Source organism: Psychrobacter glacincola, from assembly GCF_904846075.1.
GTDB lineage: Bacteria > Pseudomonadota > Gammaproteobacteria > Pseudomonadales > Moraxellaceae > Psychrobacter > Psychrobacter glacincola_C.
On sequence record NZ_CAJGZH010000002.1, the window covers coordinates 428,733 to 444,740 of the forward strand.

Here is a 16,008-nt window from a genome sequence, read left to right on the forward strand (position 1 = left end):
TCAACCAACGATACGTTAAATTCTATGTCAAACTCTCTATTTTCAAAAGAAATGCAAGACCAGCTCAAAGAGCTAAAAGGCCAACTTAGCAAAGGTCGTGATACCAATTCGCCTGAAGATGAAAATCAAAAGCCTACTGAGCCTGTATCATTGCCCACGCAAAAGCAAGTAAACAAGACTGTCAAGCAAATGGCTAGCGAGCATATTGACGATGACAAAGTGCTGTTTATGCAAGCAATGCATGGTGTCAATCAGCTTGAAGACAAAAACGTGCGCTCACCTGCCAATGCTAGCAAAGCGGGCAAACCTGATGCGACTACCTTGTCTAAACGTGCTGCCGCGCAAGGTAGTGAAGCGAGTGATTTGGGAGCTGGCTTGTCAGATATGCAAGCACTACTCAACCCTGTCGCTGCTGAAGCCTATTTATCTTACAAACAGCCGACTTTGCAGAATAAAATCTTTGATCAGCTTAAAAAAGGCAAACTACGTTGGTATGACGCCGTAGATATTCATGGTTGTACCATCGAAGAGGCGCGCGTGGCAATGACTCAACTCCTAAGCCAAGCAAAACAGAAAAACGAGACCATGGTAAAAATCGTCCATGGTAAAGGCAGTGAAGCCATTTTAAAAACCTGCGTCAATGGTTGGCTACGTCAACTACCAGAAGTATTGGCATTTTGTTCTGCACCGCCAAAAGATGGTGGTAACGGTGCAGTATTGGTACTGCTCAAAAAATCTAAAGCTGATGGTGAATAGTTTTTAGTGTTAGAGTTAGTATGAATAATCAAAAGGACTGCTTATTGGCAGTCCTTTTTGTTATGCTCATAAAATCATTATTTAATCTTTATCTACTATAGCCCCTACATTTAACATCTAGCGATAACGTTATTTGCATAAGTTAGGATCAGACATTTATGAGCATACAGATCATTGAAAACACACAGCAACTAGATGAACATATCATGGCTTTGATTGTTATCGAGCCAAGATTTTTGTCTATCTATGAACAAGTTGGTATTCCCAGTCTACGGCATAATATCGGCGGGTTTGAGCAGTTGATGCGAGCAATGGTTGGTCAACAGCTGTCTGTGGCAGCAGCAGCCAGTATTTGGCAACGATTGCTTGATGCAGACTTAACTAACTCACAGGCAATAATTAAAGCAACAGATGAGGACTTAAGAGCGCAAGGGTTATCTAAACAAAAAACCCGTTATATTCGCTCATTAGTCGATCATGATATAGACTTTGCTGCGTTAGAAATTTTGCCTGATGAAGAAGCAATAGAAGTGCTGACAGCCGTTACTGGTATTGGTCGCTGGACGGCTGAGATGTATTTATTATTCTCTCTGAAACGTGCAGACGTACTTGCGATCGATGATCTAGCGATTAAAGTAGCGGCGATGGCGTTATTAGGCTTAACGGAACGCCCAACGCCGAAACAGTTAAAGAATCTAACACAAGATTGGTCACCACATCGCAGCGCTGCCAGTCTGTTACTATGGTCATACTACGGCTTATTACGTAATCAAACCGCTGTCCCTTTATAATACCAAACACCAAAGTACGATTCACTATGTCAAACTCGCTTAGCTTAGCTTAGCTTAAGCTTAGTCTAGCACTCGTTTTCTTTGCTGCTCTAATTTTTGTGGATGGTATAAGATGAACGCTTGATACTTACCTCAAGTGCTGATCTTATACAGCTTTCAATCCATAATTTTATGGCTGATTCCATATAGAAAAGCCAGATTTTCTTTTTGCGTACTTGAACTTGATCTTCTTTATCATACGGCTTTTATTTCTCAATGCCTTTAACGCATTGTCTTTTTTACTCTCTACGGATTTAGTCGTTTGCTGGCTGCTCTTTTCATCTGCCTTGACATTATCTTTACTCAAGTCCACGGCATGCTTATCATCGTTGCTGTTATCCTTATTGTCGCTAGCATCATCAGCATGGTCATCGTTTGACATGTCTTTTGTCGTTTCGGCGACGTTACCTTCCTTATTCTTATCTTCAATTTCGTTTTCTATGTGATGCTCAAGCTCAGTTTGATTGACAATAAGCTGCTGCGTTGGCAAAGCATGCTCGACATCATATTTCGCCACTTGGTTCAATAAATCAACAAACAAAACGTTCTGTTTGTCATAGAACTCAGTCACGCCATTAGCATTAACATACGCCTGTAATTGAATGATGTAGCAGTCTTGACGTAGCTCTAAAATATTGACCTGATTCCATTCTTGGTTGGTCAAATAATGCTCATCTATAAACTCATCCAAGTCCTTGACCATCTTAAAGACCACATCAATATCAGCAGTGCGTTTAATATATAACTGATGGAAGAAGCGAAACATATCGCGGGATGTAAAGTTTTCAATCTGCATCGATGAAAAATCACCGTTTGGTACAGTCACAACAGTGCGCGTCAAGGTGCGCACACGTGATGAGCGAATACCAATATCAATGACTGTGCCTTCATAAGTGCCAAACTTACAATAATCACCAATACGTACGGGCGAATCCGCCACGACCACGACACTACCAACAAGGTTTTCGATGGTTTTTTGAGCACCCAGTGCTAATGCCAAACCACCCACACCCAAGGCAGCAATACCCGTGGTCAAATCAAAACCCAGATTACCGAAGATAACAATTACGGCAAAGATCAGCAGCAACGCTTTGACCACTTTGCGTAGCAGCCCCAAGATAGAGACACGTTCAGTATAATTTTTCTTATAACTTAAGTTTACCGCACGAGTGAATATGGCATCGATGACTCGTAACAGCAACCAAGTCAATGCAAGCCAAGATGCAATCTCGGTAAAACGATTGATCGGTTCACGTAACGTCACCGACACGCCTGCATACACCATCACTTCTGACAGTATCAGCGCCATAATGACTACTGCCAGCGGCAATACGACCTTATCAGGTAATGGCAATGGTACGCCGCGCACACGAGGATAGACGATGCGTAATAGATGGTACAGCAGCCATACCATGATATAAGTAAACACAAAGCTGCCGACAGTCATCATTAACGCTGCGGCTAAATCCGCCACTTGATAACCAAACAGCTTTTTGCCTTCTAATGAATCAAAAGTATAGCGAGACACTAACGTTGGTTCGGTATTTTCTATGACTTCTGGTACTGAGCTAAGCGTATCCGTAGAAAACTGCCAATACTGCTCTCCTTGCTTAGACACCACTCTTTCAAGTATCAGTGGCACACTTTTTTCACCCACATTAATCGCACCGACGTTTTCTTGGCTTGGCGGTAGCTGATCAGTTAGGTTGCCCTCAGGCGTATTATTAATCTGCAAATCAGGCTGAAAACGCCCACCTGCATCCAGCGCTTGCTTAAATTGACGAACGATTGTGGTTGGATTATCCGACTTTGATAAGTTTAAATAATTACTCGCCAGCAGATAGTCATTTTCACCTAACGCACTGATGAAGCCCTGTACGGTATGGCGCGGAGTATCACGTCCGAATGAATCTGGTATCGGCGTACTCGCCGACTCCTCACTGGTACTGCCACCCATCCCCAGTGCGCTAGCTTCAGCAGCAAATGCATTATTTGGTAACAACGCACTCAACAGCATCACAAGCAAAAATAAAATTGCCATTAGTGGCATTTTGATGATTGAGTATGGTGAAGACAACTCGGGACTGGTAATCATAGGAATCAGGCGATACTTAATAGACAAAACAAACCTCTTAGCATTATGAATGGTACAACGAAGAACAAATGAGTGCTTCCCTATAATAGCAATTATTTATAACAGCAGTGCTTTTGATTACACGTTTTTATGGTCATCTATGTGAGTTATCTGCTCTCACCTTTGCTTATGGCTTCTGATGTTTTATCACCTTTCACGATACTCCTTCTCAATGCCTACTATGAATAAGAGTGATAATCATTAAATGAATAAACCGCAATCTATCATGAAAACTACTCAGCTTACCGTGAATAAACATTAGGTTAAAGTGGTTTATAAAGCGGTCTGTTTTGTAGATAATGAACGCAGTTTTGCTTGCCCACTGTTTTTTGTAATTTTTAGCCATATTAACGTCAATATGGTTACTTTTTCGCTGCATTTTTTAATATGATTATTTTGGAATTGACTATGTCTTTATCACGTTCATCTTCAGGTACCTACCTTCGTTTGAGTATCTTAAGCGCATTGGGTTTACTTGCGGTTAACACAGCAATGGCAGTGACACCTGACGTTGCTACTATTAACGATAGCGAGCTACCACAAGTTGAGCTTGATGAAATCATCGTAACAGCAACTCGTACCCCCACTAAAACCAGCAATGTAATTGCGCAAACTCGTGTGGTTGACAGTGAAGAGCTACAACGTTATCAGGGTCAAAGTGCCCTTGAAGTCCTCAAACACCAGCCTGGAATAAGCTATTACACAAATGGTGGTCCTGGTACTACTTCAAACTTTTATATGCGTGGGTATGGTAGTAATCAAATCTTAGTCTTAATCGATGGTATACGCTATAGCTCAATTAGTGCTGGTGGCGCGACCCTTAGCCTGTTACCTGCTGATCAAATTGACCGTATCGAAATTCTATACGGTGCGTCAGGTTCTAGTCTTTACGGCTCAGATGCCATGGGCGGTGTGATTCAAGTATTTACGAAAGGCACGAACGTTGACAGAACCACTTTTTCAGTAACGGTTGGTGCAGGGTCACATGACGAATATCTGTATGGTGCCAGCGGCCAATTTGCGAATAAAGCCGGAACGACACTAAGTATCTCGGCAAGCCATAATGAAACCGACGGCTTTAATGCGACGTTACCAGGCTCTTATGGTTACAATAAAGATAAAGATGGTTTTGAAAGCGATAATGTCAGTCTTGCCTTAACCCAAAGTCTCAACGAGCAGCTACTTGTAGGTGCAAGCGCCTTGTATAGTAAGTCTACCACTGACTTTGATAACGGCGCTGCAGAAAACACCTACTCTGATCAAGAAAATGGTGCCGCACAAGCGTTTGTCGATTGGCGTTATATGCCAGGCTCTTCAGTAAAATTGCAATATGGCCATTCTATAGATAAGTCTGATAACCCAACTTACAGCAGTGTTTATGATACTAAACAAGACCAAATCAGCTTAGTCGGTCAGCACTTACTTCCTGTTGGTCAAGGTATATACGGCATAGAATATCTTAACCAAAGTATTGATACGACTGAATATGATGTTGATGATCGCGATGTGAGCAGTGCATTTTTGGGTTACGTATTGGCCAATAATCAATTTGATGCGCAAGCCAATTTACGTTTTGATGATGACTCACAATATGGTAATGAAACCACTTATAACTTAGGCGGTGCCTATCATATCAATCCCAATGCACGCGCTGGTATCAACTATGCTAAGGGTTTTCGTGCACCAACCTTCAATGATTTATACTATCCTGGCTCAGGCAATCCCAACTTAAAACCTGAAACTAGCGACAACTATGAAGCCTTTGTCGAATATGACACCACTTTACAATCGACTCGATTAACCGGCTATTATAATAAAGTTGATGACTTAATCGGTTATGTTGCTAACCCAACGCCTGAAAATGAATGGGCGGGTAGCAGTGAAAATGTTGATGAAGCTAAAATCAAAGGGTTATCGCTAACCTCAGATTGGACAATTGATAATTATTTGTTCGGTGGTAGCTATGACTATCAGCAAGCAAAAAATAACAGTGGCGGCACTAACGATGGCAACTTCCTATCTATTCGTCCCGAACATAAAGGTCTAGTGTATTTGGGCTATCGCTTACCAAGCGTAGATATCCGCGCTGAGTATCAATACGTAGGCGATTATTATAGTGGTGTTGCCAATACTGAGTCAGAATTTGTTGATAATTATGGCTTATTCAATATCAGTGGTAATTATAAATTGACTAACAATCTATCTATGACAGCGCGATTAAACAATATCACTAACGAGAAATACACCACCATACCGGGCTATAATACGGACGGCACCAACTTCTTTACCTCATTAACTTATAACTGGTACTAATTTTCTCTTAGTACTATTTGGACTGTCTGAAATGAGAATAAAAAAGGTCATCCATCGATGGCCTTTTTTATTGCTACATATTACCGCTCGCCTTCTTAGTGCCTATACCGTCAGCTATTTATGTTATCCAACAGGTGACAATTCATGACTCATCAATTACAATAACGACCTCCGAGAGGTGTTGCGCCATAATATCTGATAGTGCATTTAGGCTTTAAAGCCCTGCTAATCAGTCATTATGTTAGGCTCGGTAACTGTTAAACAATCATCTCATTGATTGTTGACAGCGCAAATAACGGCACCTGCGTTTTTATTCTTTTTATCATACCTTAACCACTGATAGGAGCATATTATGGACGCAGTGTCTAACACCCCATCTGCCCATACGATCGATCCCTCTTTTACTGACTATAAAGTCGCTGACATCAGCCTTGCTGACTACGGTCGCCGTGAAATCACCCTTGCCGAAGCTGAAATGCCTGCCCTAATGGGTTTGCGTCGTCGCTACGAAGCCGATCAGCCGCTTAAAGGCGCAAAAATCGCTGGCTGTATCCACATGACCATCCAGACTGCCGTACTTATCGAGACACTAGTCGCGCTAGGTGCTGAAGTACGTTGGACCTCATGTAATATCTTCTCAACCCAAGACCATGCTGCTGCGGCTATTGCTGCTGCTGGCATCTCTGTTTATGCTTGGAAAGGCGAAACTGAAGAAGAGTACGAGTGGTGCTTACGTCAGCAAATCCACGTTGGCGGTGAAGCATCAGGTCAGCTTTGGGATGCCAACTTAATCTTGGATGATGGCGGTGATTTGACCGCATTGATTCATAATGATTATGCTGAATTGCTGGATAATATTCACGGTATTTCAGAAGAGACGACTACAGGCGTCCATCGCTTAGTTGAAATGCTAAATAAAGGCACACTTAAAGTTCCCGCTATCAACGTTAACGATGCGGTTACTAAGTCTAAAAACGACAACAAATACGGCTGCCGTCATAGTTTAAATGATGCTATCAAACGTGCAACTGACATGTTCCTTGCTGGTCGTCGCGCTTTAGTTATCGGCTATGGCGATGTGGGTAAAGGCTCTACGCAAAGCTTACGTCAAGAAGGCATGATTGTCCGTGTCTCAGAAGTCGATCCTATCTGTGCCATGCAGGCATGTATGGACGGTTTTGAAGTATTGTCACCATACATCAATGGTGATAACACTGGCGGCGCTGAGAATATCAACACCCGTCTGCTTGAAGACACCGACATGATTGTCACGACTACTGGTAACTACCATGTTTGTGATCGTCATATGCTAGCCGCATTGAAACCTGGTGCAGTTGTTTGTAACATCGGTCACTTTGATACTGAGATCGACACGCAGTTTATGCGTGATAACTGGCGCTGGGTTGAAATTAAGCCACAAGTCCATCAAATCTTCCGCTCGGACGACGAAAATGATTATTTGATTTTGCTTGCTGAAGGTCGCTTGGTTAACCTAGGTAACGCGACTGGTCACCCATCGCGCGTGATGGACGGCTCATTTGCTAACCAAGTATTGGCTCAAATGTACTTGTTTGACGAGAAATTCGCAGACTTGCCAGCTGATAAACGTACTGACAACCTATACGTCAAAGTACTGCCTAAGAAGCTCGATGAAGAAGTCGCTGCGGCGATGGTTGCTGGTTTTAACGGTACTCTAACGAAGCTAACTGAAAAACAAGCAGAGTATTTGGGTGTGCCTGTCGAAGGTCCATTTAAGCCTGACGCTTATAAATACTAAAAGGAGCCAGACTGTGACTAAGCCTGCTTTCTCCTTTGAGTTTTTCCCTGCCAAAACCGAGCTAGGTCATGAAAAACTACTCAGTACTTATGATGAGTTGAATAAGCTATCACCTGCGTATTTTTCGGTGACTTACGGTGCTGGGGGTTCAACCCGAAATCGCACTTTAGATATCGTCCAAGCACTATGCGCACGCGGCGAGACTGACATTGCGCCGCATATATCTTGTATCGGTGATGATAAGGCGGAAATCGCTGAATTGCTCGATCTGTATAAAGGTTTGGGCATCAAGCGCTTAGTCGCCCTGCGTGGTGATTTACCGTCAGGTCAAGTCGGTATGGGCGAGCTGCCGTTTGCGTTAGACTTGGTTAAGTTTATCCGTGAACATTCAGGCGATCATTTCCATATCGAGGTCGCAGCGTATCCTGAAATGCATCCACAAGCGCGTAGCTTTGCATTTGATGTTGACAACTTGGTCAATAAATACCAAGCGGGTGCTAATGCATCGATTACTCAGTTTTTCTATAACGCTGATAGTTACTTATATTTGCGTGATACCTTAGAGAAGCGTGGTATCGATACGGTTGCTCAGCCTTTAATCGCTGGTATCATGCCAATTACTAACTCAAGTAATTTGGTACGCTTTGCCGATAGCTGTGGCGCTGATATTCCGCGTTATGTACGTAAGCAGTTGTCTGACTTTGGCGATGACCGCAAAGCCATTCGTGAATTTGGTTTTGATGTCGTCTATCGTTTATGCGAGCGCTTAATTGCTGAGGGCGTACCTGCCATGCATTTTTATAGCATGAATAAGGTTGAGCCAAACAAGCGCTTGATTGAAGCACTCGGCTTAGCTTAATTGCTCATCATATTTATCGAATATATTTTTTAAAGACTGGCGCTCATAGGAGCGCCAGTCTTTTTGGTATAAGAATTGCACTAATGCAAATTCTACTAAAGATAATCCCTTTACCCTCTCAAACGATATTCTGCTAAGATATTTGAAAATATTATTCAAACAATAGGACTAAGCAACTGTGCGACGTTTTTTTTATGACACCAGCAATGACATCAGTGATGAAAGAAGCTCACTCCATCCTCAACTTAGCACCTTGGCTATTGGAGATAGTGCCGAATTAACAGAGAGTATCGTCCATCATTGGTGCCGTGTATTGCGTGCCAATATTGGCGATCAAGGCATATTATTTGATGGCTTTGGCGGCGAGTATCAAGTGCAGCTACAGGTCATCAGTAAAAAACACGCCACTGTGACATTATTAGCACATGTAGATACTGACCGAAGTGCCGCTGTCTTCACTAAAATCGGTTTAGTGATGAGCCGCGGTGAACGCATGGACTATGCGATTCAAAAATCCACCGAGCTTGGTGTCACTGCTATTCAATTGCTAAGTAGCCATCATGGCGAGGTCAATCTAAAGCCTGCCCAAGTAGAAAAAAAACTGGCACATTGGCAGCAAGTTGCCATTGCCGCGTGTGAACAATGCGGTCTTAACCGTCCACCGCTTATTATTGCGCCTGTGTCCATAAATGACTGGTTACAAAAGTCAGCGACCCACTCTTCCGATTCACAAATGGACGTGCGCCCTCCTACTACCAGTACTATTGTTACCACCCTTAGCCAAGACCCTTATTACCAAATATTACAACAACCAGCAGATTTGCGTCTGCAACTGAGCGTACCAGCTGCAGGACAACCAGCAATGCCTAAGTCTCTACCAACAGTCTTAACGCAACAGTCTCCTTATATTGAGCTGCTAATAGGCCCTGAAGGTGGTCTGAGCGTTGATGAATGCCAGCAAGCAGCCAAAGCTGGTTTTGAACCTTGGCAAATTGGCTCAAGAGTCTTACGCACCGAGACCGCACCCGTGGTGGCGTTGGCGACTCTGCATGCTTTGAGCTATTATGAGTAAATACCATATGCGTAATCCTAACTGCTGCTCTATTTCGATATGATGAGTCCAACTATGACTGCTTTCGCCCCTATTTCCATCGCAGACAAGCAGCAACTGCTGGCCGAGTTATGTGAGCAGCTTGATGATGCAATATTCATCTTGGATGCCAATTTACGCTATCTATCGGTCAATGCCAGTTATGAGATTATCATTGGCTACAGTGAGTCATTTTTGCTTGGCAGACCACTTGGTGTTTATGCAGCAGAATTTTTATCAGATGAAGAAAGGGCCGTTTTAGCAGATATCACTAACCATCTAGACTGCAATGGTTTTTATGAAAACGACTTTTCGATGCCGAACCGTTATGGACAAATACTTGACTGTCACATGACTTATCGCAAAATCTGTGTCAATCATAAGACTTACTATATCGGTATGGTGCGTGATATGTCCTCGGTCGTCAAGGATCAAAAGCAAGTGGCTCATTTGCTCAATTATGATCAATTGACTGGGTTACCAAACCGTAAGGTTTTCTTGAGTCAGACAAGCGACCTATTGTTGGACAGCTATCAAGAAGTCGTGATTGTGCGCTTTAATATTGACCGTTATCGCAATCTAGCAAGCTTGCTTGGCCCTGACGGCATCAACACTTTGGTAAAGAACTTTGTCACACGCCTGAAGAACCTCAAGCTCGATAATTTACAGTGTTTTTCCCATTTTGGCGGCGATGATTTTGCGTTATTATTCGAATTCAATGACGCTAATATGGTACGTCATCAGCTAGACAGCTTAATGCAAATGTGTGAACGCCCCTTCTCCTTAGATGAAAACACTGCGACAGACGCCAAGATTTATTGTCATATTTCCGTCGGGGTCAGTTACTTTCCCACTAACGACGACGAAGTGACAGGATTATTGACCAAGGCTGAAAAAGCCCTGCATTATGTCAAGCAGCAAGGCGGTGATGACATTTGCTGGTATGATACGGCCATTGACGAAGCCACTGCGGGTAGCTTGCAGTTAGAGGCGGAACTTAGAGCCGCCACCACTGAAAATCAGTTTGTTCCTTATTATCAACCAAAGTTTGAGCTGGCTACTGGCATCATTATTGGTTTTGAAGCGCTGGTACGTTGGCAACACCCGACTCGCGGACTGCTAAAGCCGATACATTTTATCAATGCCATTATCACTCATAAACTGTCGTTTGAGCTGTTCTCGCACATGGCGGTTCAAATTGCTAAGCAGTTATCGACTTGGCAACAGCAAGGATTTTTTCAGCATATCTGTATCAATGCAGATGCCGCCGAATTTAGCCACCCTGAGTTTTCTGAGATGGTGAGCAGTTTACTGGTGCAACACCATATTTCTGCCCATCAGCTACATATTGAAGTCACCGAATCATCCTTAATTCAGCGTCATGCAAATGTCAAAAAACAGCTTAATTTACTCAAGGAACTGGGGATTTGTTTGGCGTTGGATGACTTTGGCACCGGTTATGCCTCTTTGAGTTACTTACAAGAATATCCGTTTGATTTCATTAAAATTGATAAAAGTTTTATATCCAACATCGACACTGATCGTACCCAACATGCCATTGTAAAAGCTATTTTAGACTTGGCAATTGCACTTGATATGCAGGTAGTCGCCGAAGGTATCGAAACCGAACAACAGCGCGATGTCTTGCTAAAAATGGGCTGTCAACAGGGTCAAGGCTATTGGTTTGGCAAACCAGTGCCAGCAGATGCTGCGACTGAGATGTTGATTCAGCAGTACGCTGCCAAATAAACCCCCTTTAACGAATGTTTATTTATCCAGTATCATTAGTATTTTCATATGGTTATTCGCATTTCCTCTTAACGCCTAACGTCGATTGTATAACCGATGCAAGATAGGTTCATGACTTATCAGTGCTGTCACCAAACTTGTATAATCCCCTCTGAAAGCCTATCTTTTATAGTGAATTTGTTAGAGTTTATTAAGTTTCAAGCTTACTCTGACCATCACCATTCTTTTCAATACTATTTTATATAGCCGACAACATCGTCAATCTCCATTATTGCCTAGCATTTATTTGGGCTCGTTAGATTAATATGGGCTGGACTTGTGCACTAAATAACAGTGCAGTCATGTGCCTACCCTTGATGATGATTGGTTATATTCTCAAAAGGACAGGAAGTTATGCAATACAAAGCGCCCTTACGTGACATTCAATTCGTGATGCATGAGTTACTCGACAGCGAAAGCCATTATAAAACCCTGCCAGCATTCCAAGAAGCGGATCGCGAGCTAATGGACAGCCTGTTTGAGATGGCGGCAAGCTTTGCTGAAAATGAGCTATCACCATTGAATCAAAGTGGTGACGCTGAAGGCTGCCAGTTTAACAATGGTCAAGTCACTACGCCAAAAGGCTTTAAAGAAGCATACAAAGCGTATTGTGAGCTTGGCTTCCCAGCGTTGTCTGCTGAAGAAGACTTCGGTGGTCAAAACATGCCGTTCTCATTATCAACCGTCATTAATGAAATGGTTGGTACGGCTAACTGGTCATTTTCTATGTACCCTGGTTTATCGCATGGTGCCATTCAAACCATCGAGCATCACGGTACGGACGAGCAAAAACAAACCTACCTAGAAAAAATGGTCAGCGGCGAATGGTCAGGCACCATGTGCTTGACTGAAGCACATGCGGGTTCTGATTTGGGTATTATCCGCACCAAAGCCGAGCCTAAAGAAGATGGCAGCTATAGCATCACTGGTCAAAAAATCTTCATTTCAGCGGGTGAGCATGACTTAACGGACAATATTATTCACATTGTATTGGCTCGTCTACCAGGCGCGCCTGCTGGTACAAAAGGCATCTCACTGTTTATCGTTCCTAAAGTAACGGTCAACGAAGATGGTAGCCTAGGTGAAAACAACAACGTCGTTTGTGGCTCTATCGAACACAAAATGGGTATCAAAGCCTCAGCCACTTGCGTGATGAACTTTGATGGCGCAACAGGTTATCTAATTGGCCCAGAAAACCGTGGTCTACAGTGCATGTTTACCTTTATGAACGTGGCGCGTATTGGTACCGCAGTGCAAGGTTTAACAGCAGCAGAATATGCGTTCCAAGGCTCATTGACTTATGCCAAAGATCGTCTAGCAATGCGTTCATTATCTGGTGTTAAAGCGCCTGAAAAAGTCGCTGACCCTATCATTGTACATCCAGCGGTTCGTAACATGCTGTTGACTGAAAAAGCCTTTGCTGAAGGTGGTCGTGCTTTGGTTTATTACCTCTCACATTTTGCCGATACTGTTGCAAAAGGCGAAGGCGATGCGCTTAAATTTGCTGATCAAATGTTGTCACTATTGACACCGATCGCTAAAGCGTTCTTGACTGAAACTGGTCTTGAAGCCGCTAACCATGGCGTACAGGTTTATGGTGGTCATGGCTTTATCAGTGAATGGGGCATGGAGCAAAACGTGCGTGATACGCGTATTGCTTGCTTATACGAAGGTACTACTGAAATCCAAGCACTCGATCTACTAGGTCGTAAAGTATTGGGCTCACAAGGCAAACTGCTTGCAAACTTTGTAAAAATCATCCAGACATTCTGTGAAGAAAACAAAGAAAACGATGAGATGGGTCAGTTTATTCGCCCACTTGCCAAGCATCTTAAAGAATGGGGTGATTTGACTGCACGCATCGGCATGCAAGCCACTGAAAACCCAGATGCGGTTGGCGGCGCTGCGGTTGATTATATGTATTTCAGCGGTTATGTGACGCTAGCCTACTTATGGGCACGCATGGCATTAGTAGCACAAACTGAACTTGCTAACGGTACTAGCGAACAAGCCTTCTACGACGCGAAAGTAAAAACCGCGCAGTTCTACTTTGCTAAGCTATTGCCACGTACCACCACTCACGTACAGCGTATCAGCACTGGTGTTGAACCATACATGAGCATGGACGTTGATCAGTTCGCTTTTTAATTAGACGTTAAATACTGCTAATACTGTATTTTTATCGGCAACATACTCAGGTGTGTTGCCGATTTTCTTAGCGCTATTAAAATTAATAACGAGTAGAGTCAACACTTTCAAGAAATCTAACCTTTTCTAAAAATCTATTCTTATTTTTATAAAGGCTATCCTTTATCAATACTTTTGGTGTACGCACAATTCACGAAGAAACACACCCGTGCGCAAGCTTATTTGCTAAACTTTGATTATTAACCGCTAAGGTTAGACCAAAAGAACAATTGATATCTTTAACAACTTTAATTTTATTTATTTGAACCAAAGGAATGTTTATGGCTGTTTATAATACCCCTCTGAATGACATGCGCTTTATCTTAAATGATGTATTTAACGCGCCTAAATTTTGGCAAAACAACGAAAACTTAGCTCATGTCGATATGGAAACAGTCGATATGATTTTGGAAGAAATGGCAAAACTGTCAAAAAACATTCTTTTGCCAATCAACCGCAGCGGCGATGAAGAAGGTGCAACCTTTGAAGGTAATGGCGTCGTCACGACTCCTACTGGATTTAAAGAAGCGTATAAGCAGTATGCTGAATCAGGCTGGGTTGGCTTAAGCGGTAACGCTGAATACGGTGGTCAAGGTTTCCCAAAAATGGTGACTATGCTGACTGAAGAGATGGTATTCACTGCCAACCAATCATTTGCCCTCTACCCTAACCTAACCGTTGGTGCAACACTGTGCCTAAACGCAGCGGCTTCTGAAGAACAAAAGCAAACCTACCTAGAGAAAATGTACAACGGCGAGTGGGCGGGCACCATGTGCTTAACAGAGCCACATGCTGGTACTGACTTAGGTATCATCAAAACCAAAGCTATCCCTAATGATGACGGTAGCTATGATATCTCTGGTACCAAAATCTTTATTACTGGCGGCGAGCATGACTTAACCGAAAACATCATTCATTTGGTATTGGCAAAAACCCCTAACGCGCCAGAAGGCTCAAAAGGTATTTCGCTATTTGTGGTACCAAAATTTTTGGTCAATGCAGATGGTAGCTTAGGCGAGCGTAACACGCTAGCAGTCGGCTCTATCGAGCACAAAATGGGCATCAAAGCCTCAGCCACTTGTGTCATGAATTTTGACAGCGCTAAAGGCTGGATGGTTGGTGCTGAAAACACGGGTCTGTCATCAATGTTTATCATGATGAACTATGAGCGTGTCACCATGGGTCTGCAAGGCCTTGGCGGTTCTGAGCTTGCTTACCAAAACGCAGCGCTATATGCCAATGACCGTGGTCAAGGTCGTAGCGATACCCAACTGCAAAGTCCAGAAAAACCAGCGGATGCCATCATTCATCATGCCGATGTGCGCCGTATGCTATTAAATGCCAAAGCCAATACCGAAGCCTCACGTTGCTTTGCGATGTACGTGGCTAAAAATCTTGATGAAGAGAAATTTAGCACCGACCCTGAAGCCGCTCAAGCAGCAGCAGCACGCGTTGCGCTACTAACGCCAGTTGCTAAAGCTTTCTTGACTGACAAAGCGTTAGAAGCCACCATTGATTGCCAGCAAGTATTTGGCGGTCACGGCTATATCCGCGAATGGGGTATGGAGCAAATCGTTCGTGATACCCGTATTGCCCAGATTTATGAAGGCACCAACGGTATTCAAGCACTTGACTTACTGGGTCGTAAAGTGGCGAAAAATAACGGCAAATACGTCACTCATTTCTTAGGTGAAATTCGTGATTTCGTCAATAACATGCAAGCGGATCATGGTATCAAGCAAGCAACGCTAGATGCTGCAGATACTATCGAAGCGCTAACCAACACTGTGCTTAGCAACATTGGCGAGCGTAAAAACGAAGTCAATGGCTGTGCCGTTGATTACATGCATGCCTTTGGTTACCTCGCTTACTCGTACATGTTTGCGTTGATGGTAGAAGCAGCTAACGGTAAAGAAGGTGAGTTTTATACCAATAAAGCCAAGCTTGCCGATTATTTCGTCGGCCGTATTTTGCCACGCATTGATGCCCATGCACAAATGGTTCAAGCTGGTAGTGATCCAATGATGAACTTTGATCTTAGCTACTTTGATGTACCCGCTAGCTAATTTCTTACTTTTATAATAAAGTAAGCCATACCGCACTACGATAAGGGGACAGTCACGCTACTGTCCCTTTTTTTGCCAAAAATATCATCACAGCGATGGTTTCCACAATAGATATAATGAGCGCCACAAAATAACTGCTAACAAAATAATTAACCGCTCAGGCATTGTTACGATTAAAATAACGTAAAGTCACAACATTAAGATTGGT

General features: G+C 43.1%; 10 protein-coding genes. 9 read left to right on the forward strand and 1 reads right to left on the reverse strand.

Translation table 11 applies throughout. From position 1 onward, the window contains the following. Nucleotides 1-24: 24 nt before the first annotated feature. Both JMW85_RS07860 and JMW85_RS07865 read left to right on the forward strand, forming a co-directional pair. Nucleotides 25-756 (forward strand): Smr/MutS family protein, encoded by a 732-nt coding sequence (locus tag JMW85_RS07860; RefSeq protein WP_055124887.1) that lies wholly within the window; start codon nt 25-27, stop codon nt 754-756. A gap of 158 nt (nt 757-914) precedes the next feature. Next, nucleotides 915-1,547 (forward strand): DNA-3-methyladenine glycosylase family protein, encoded by a 633-nt coding sequence (locus JMW85_RS07865; protein ID WP_201581378.1) that lies wholly within the window; start codon nt 915-917, stop codon nt 1,545-1,547. 169 nt (nt 1,548-1,716) lie between these two features. Here JMW85_RS07865 and JMW85_RS07870 read toward each other — a convergent pair whose 3' ends face one another. After that, nucleotides 1,717-3,681: a mechanosensitive ion channel domain-containing protein gene (locus tag JMW85_RS07870; protein WP_201581794.1), complete on the reverse strand. Its 1,965-nt coding sequence runs from the start codon at nt 3,679-3,681 to the stop codon at nt 1,717-1,719. A 447-nt stretch (nt 3,682-4,128) separates the two neighbouring features. On the opposite strand from JMW85_RS07870, the gene JMW85_RS07875 reads away from it, so the two are divergent. The 7 genes from JMW85_RS07875 to JMW85_RS07905 all read left to right on the forward strand — a co-directional run bounded on the left by JMW85_RS07875 (nt 4,129) and on the right by JMW85_RS07905 (nt 15,800). Next, entirely contained in the window at nt 4,129-6,033 is a 1,905-nt protein-coding gene (locus JMW85_RS07875) for a TonB-dependent receptor domain-containing protein (protein WP_201581379.1), read from the forward strand. A gap of 352 nt (nt 6,034-6,385) precedes the next feature. Continuing rightward, nucleotides 6,386-7,810: an adenosylhomocysteinase gene (gene ahcY, locus JMW85_RS07880; protein WP_201581380.1), complete on the forward strand. Its 1,425-nt coding sequence runs from the start codon at nt 6,386-6,388 to the stop codon at nt 7,808-7,810. Between the two features lie 13 nt (nt 7,811-7,823). Next, on the forward strand, nt 7,824-8,669 hold the full coding sequence (locus JMW85_RS07885; RefSeq protein WP_201581381.1) for a methylenetetrahydrofolate reductase: 846 nt from the start codon (nt 7,824-7,826) through the stop codon (nt 8,667-8,669). 178 nt (nt 8,670-8,847) lie between these two features. Beyond that, nucleotides 8,848-9,741: a 16S rRNA (uracil(1498)-N(3))-methyltransferase gene (locus tag JMW85_RS07890; protein WP_201581382.1), complete on the forward strand. Its 894-nt coding sequence runs from the start codon at nt 8,848-8,850 to the stop codon at nt 9,739-9,741. A 54-nt stretch (nt 9,742-9,795) separates the two neighbouring features. Continuing rightward, on the forward strand, nt 9,796-11,508 hold the full coding sequence (locus JMW85_RS07895) for a putative bifunctional diguanylate cyclase/phosphodiesterase (RefSeq protein ID WP_201581383.1): 1,713 nt from the start codon (nt 9,796-9,798) through the stop codon (nt 11,506-11,508). A 393-nt stretch (nt 11,509-11,901) separates the two neighbouring features. Beyond that, on the forward strand, nt 11,902-13,695 hold the full coding sequence (locus tag JMW85_RS07900) for an acyl-CoA dehydrogenase C-terminal domain-containing protein (RefSeq protein ID WP_201553794.1): 1,794 nt from the start codon (nt 11,902-11,904) through the stop codon (nt 13,693-13,695). A gap of 320 nt (nt 13,696-14,015) precedes the next feature. Beyond that, nucleotides 14,016-15,800 carry an acyl-CoA dehydrogenase C-terminal domain-containing protein gene (locus JMW85_RS07905; protein WP_201581384.1) on the forward strand — a complete coding sequence of 595 codons (1,785 nt, stop codon included), beginning with the start codon at nt 14,016-14,018 and terminating at the stop codon, nt 15,798-15,800. Nucleotides 15,801-16,008: the final 208 nt, after the last annotated feature.

Excerpts from the sequence above, each read along its gene's own strand:
- JMW85_RS07860 (WP_055124887.1), top strand. The coding sequence starts at position 25 with ATGTCAAACTCTCTATTTTCAAAAGAAATGCAAGACCAGCTCAAAGAG.
- JMW85_RS07865 (WP_201581378.1), top strand. The coding sequence starts at position 915 with ATGAGCATACAGATCATTGAAAACACACAGCAACTAGATGAACATATC.
- JMW85_RS07870 (WP_201581794.1), bottom strand. The coding sequence starts at position 3,681 with ATGATTACCAGTCCCGAGTTGTCTTCACCATACTCAATCATCAAAATG.
- JMW85_RS07875 (WP_201581379.1), top strand. The coding sequence starts at position 4,129 with ATGTCTTTATCACGTTCATCTTCAGGTACCTACCTTCGTTTGAGTATC.
- ahcY (WP_201581380.1), top strand. The coding sequence starts at position 6,386 with ATGGACGCAGTGTCTAACACCCCATCTGCCCATACGATCGATCCCTCT.
- JMW85_RS07895 (WP_201581383.1), top strand. The coding sequence starts at position 9,796 with ATGACTGCTTTCGCCCCTATTTCCATCGCAGACAAGCAGCAACTGCTG.
- JMW85_RS07900 (WP_201553794.1), top strand. The coding sequence starts at position 11,902 with ATGCAATACAAAGCGCCCTTACGTGACATTCAATTCGTGATGCATGAG.
- JMW85_RS07905 (WP_201581384.1), top strand. The coding sequence starts at position 14,016 with ATGGCTGTTTATAATACCCCTCTGAATGACATGCGCTTTATCTTAAAT.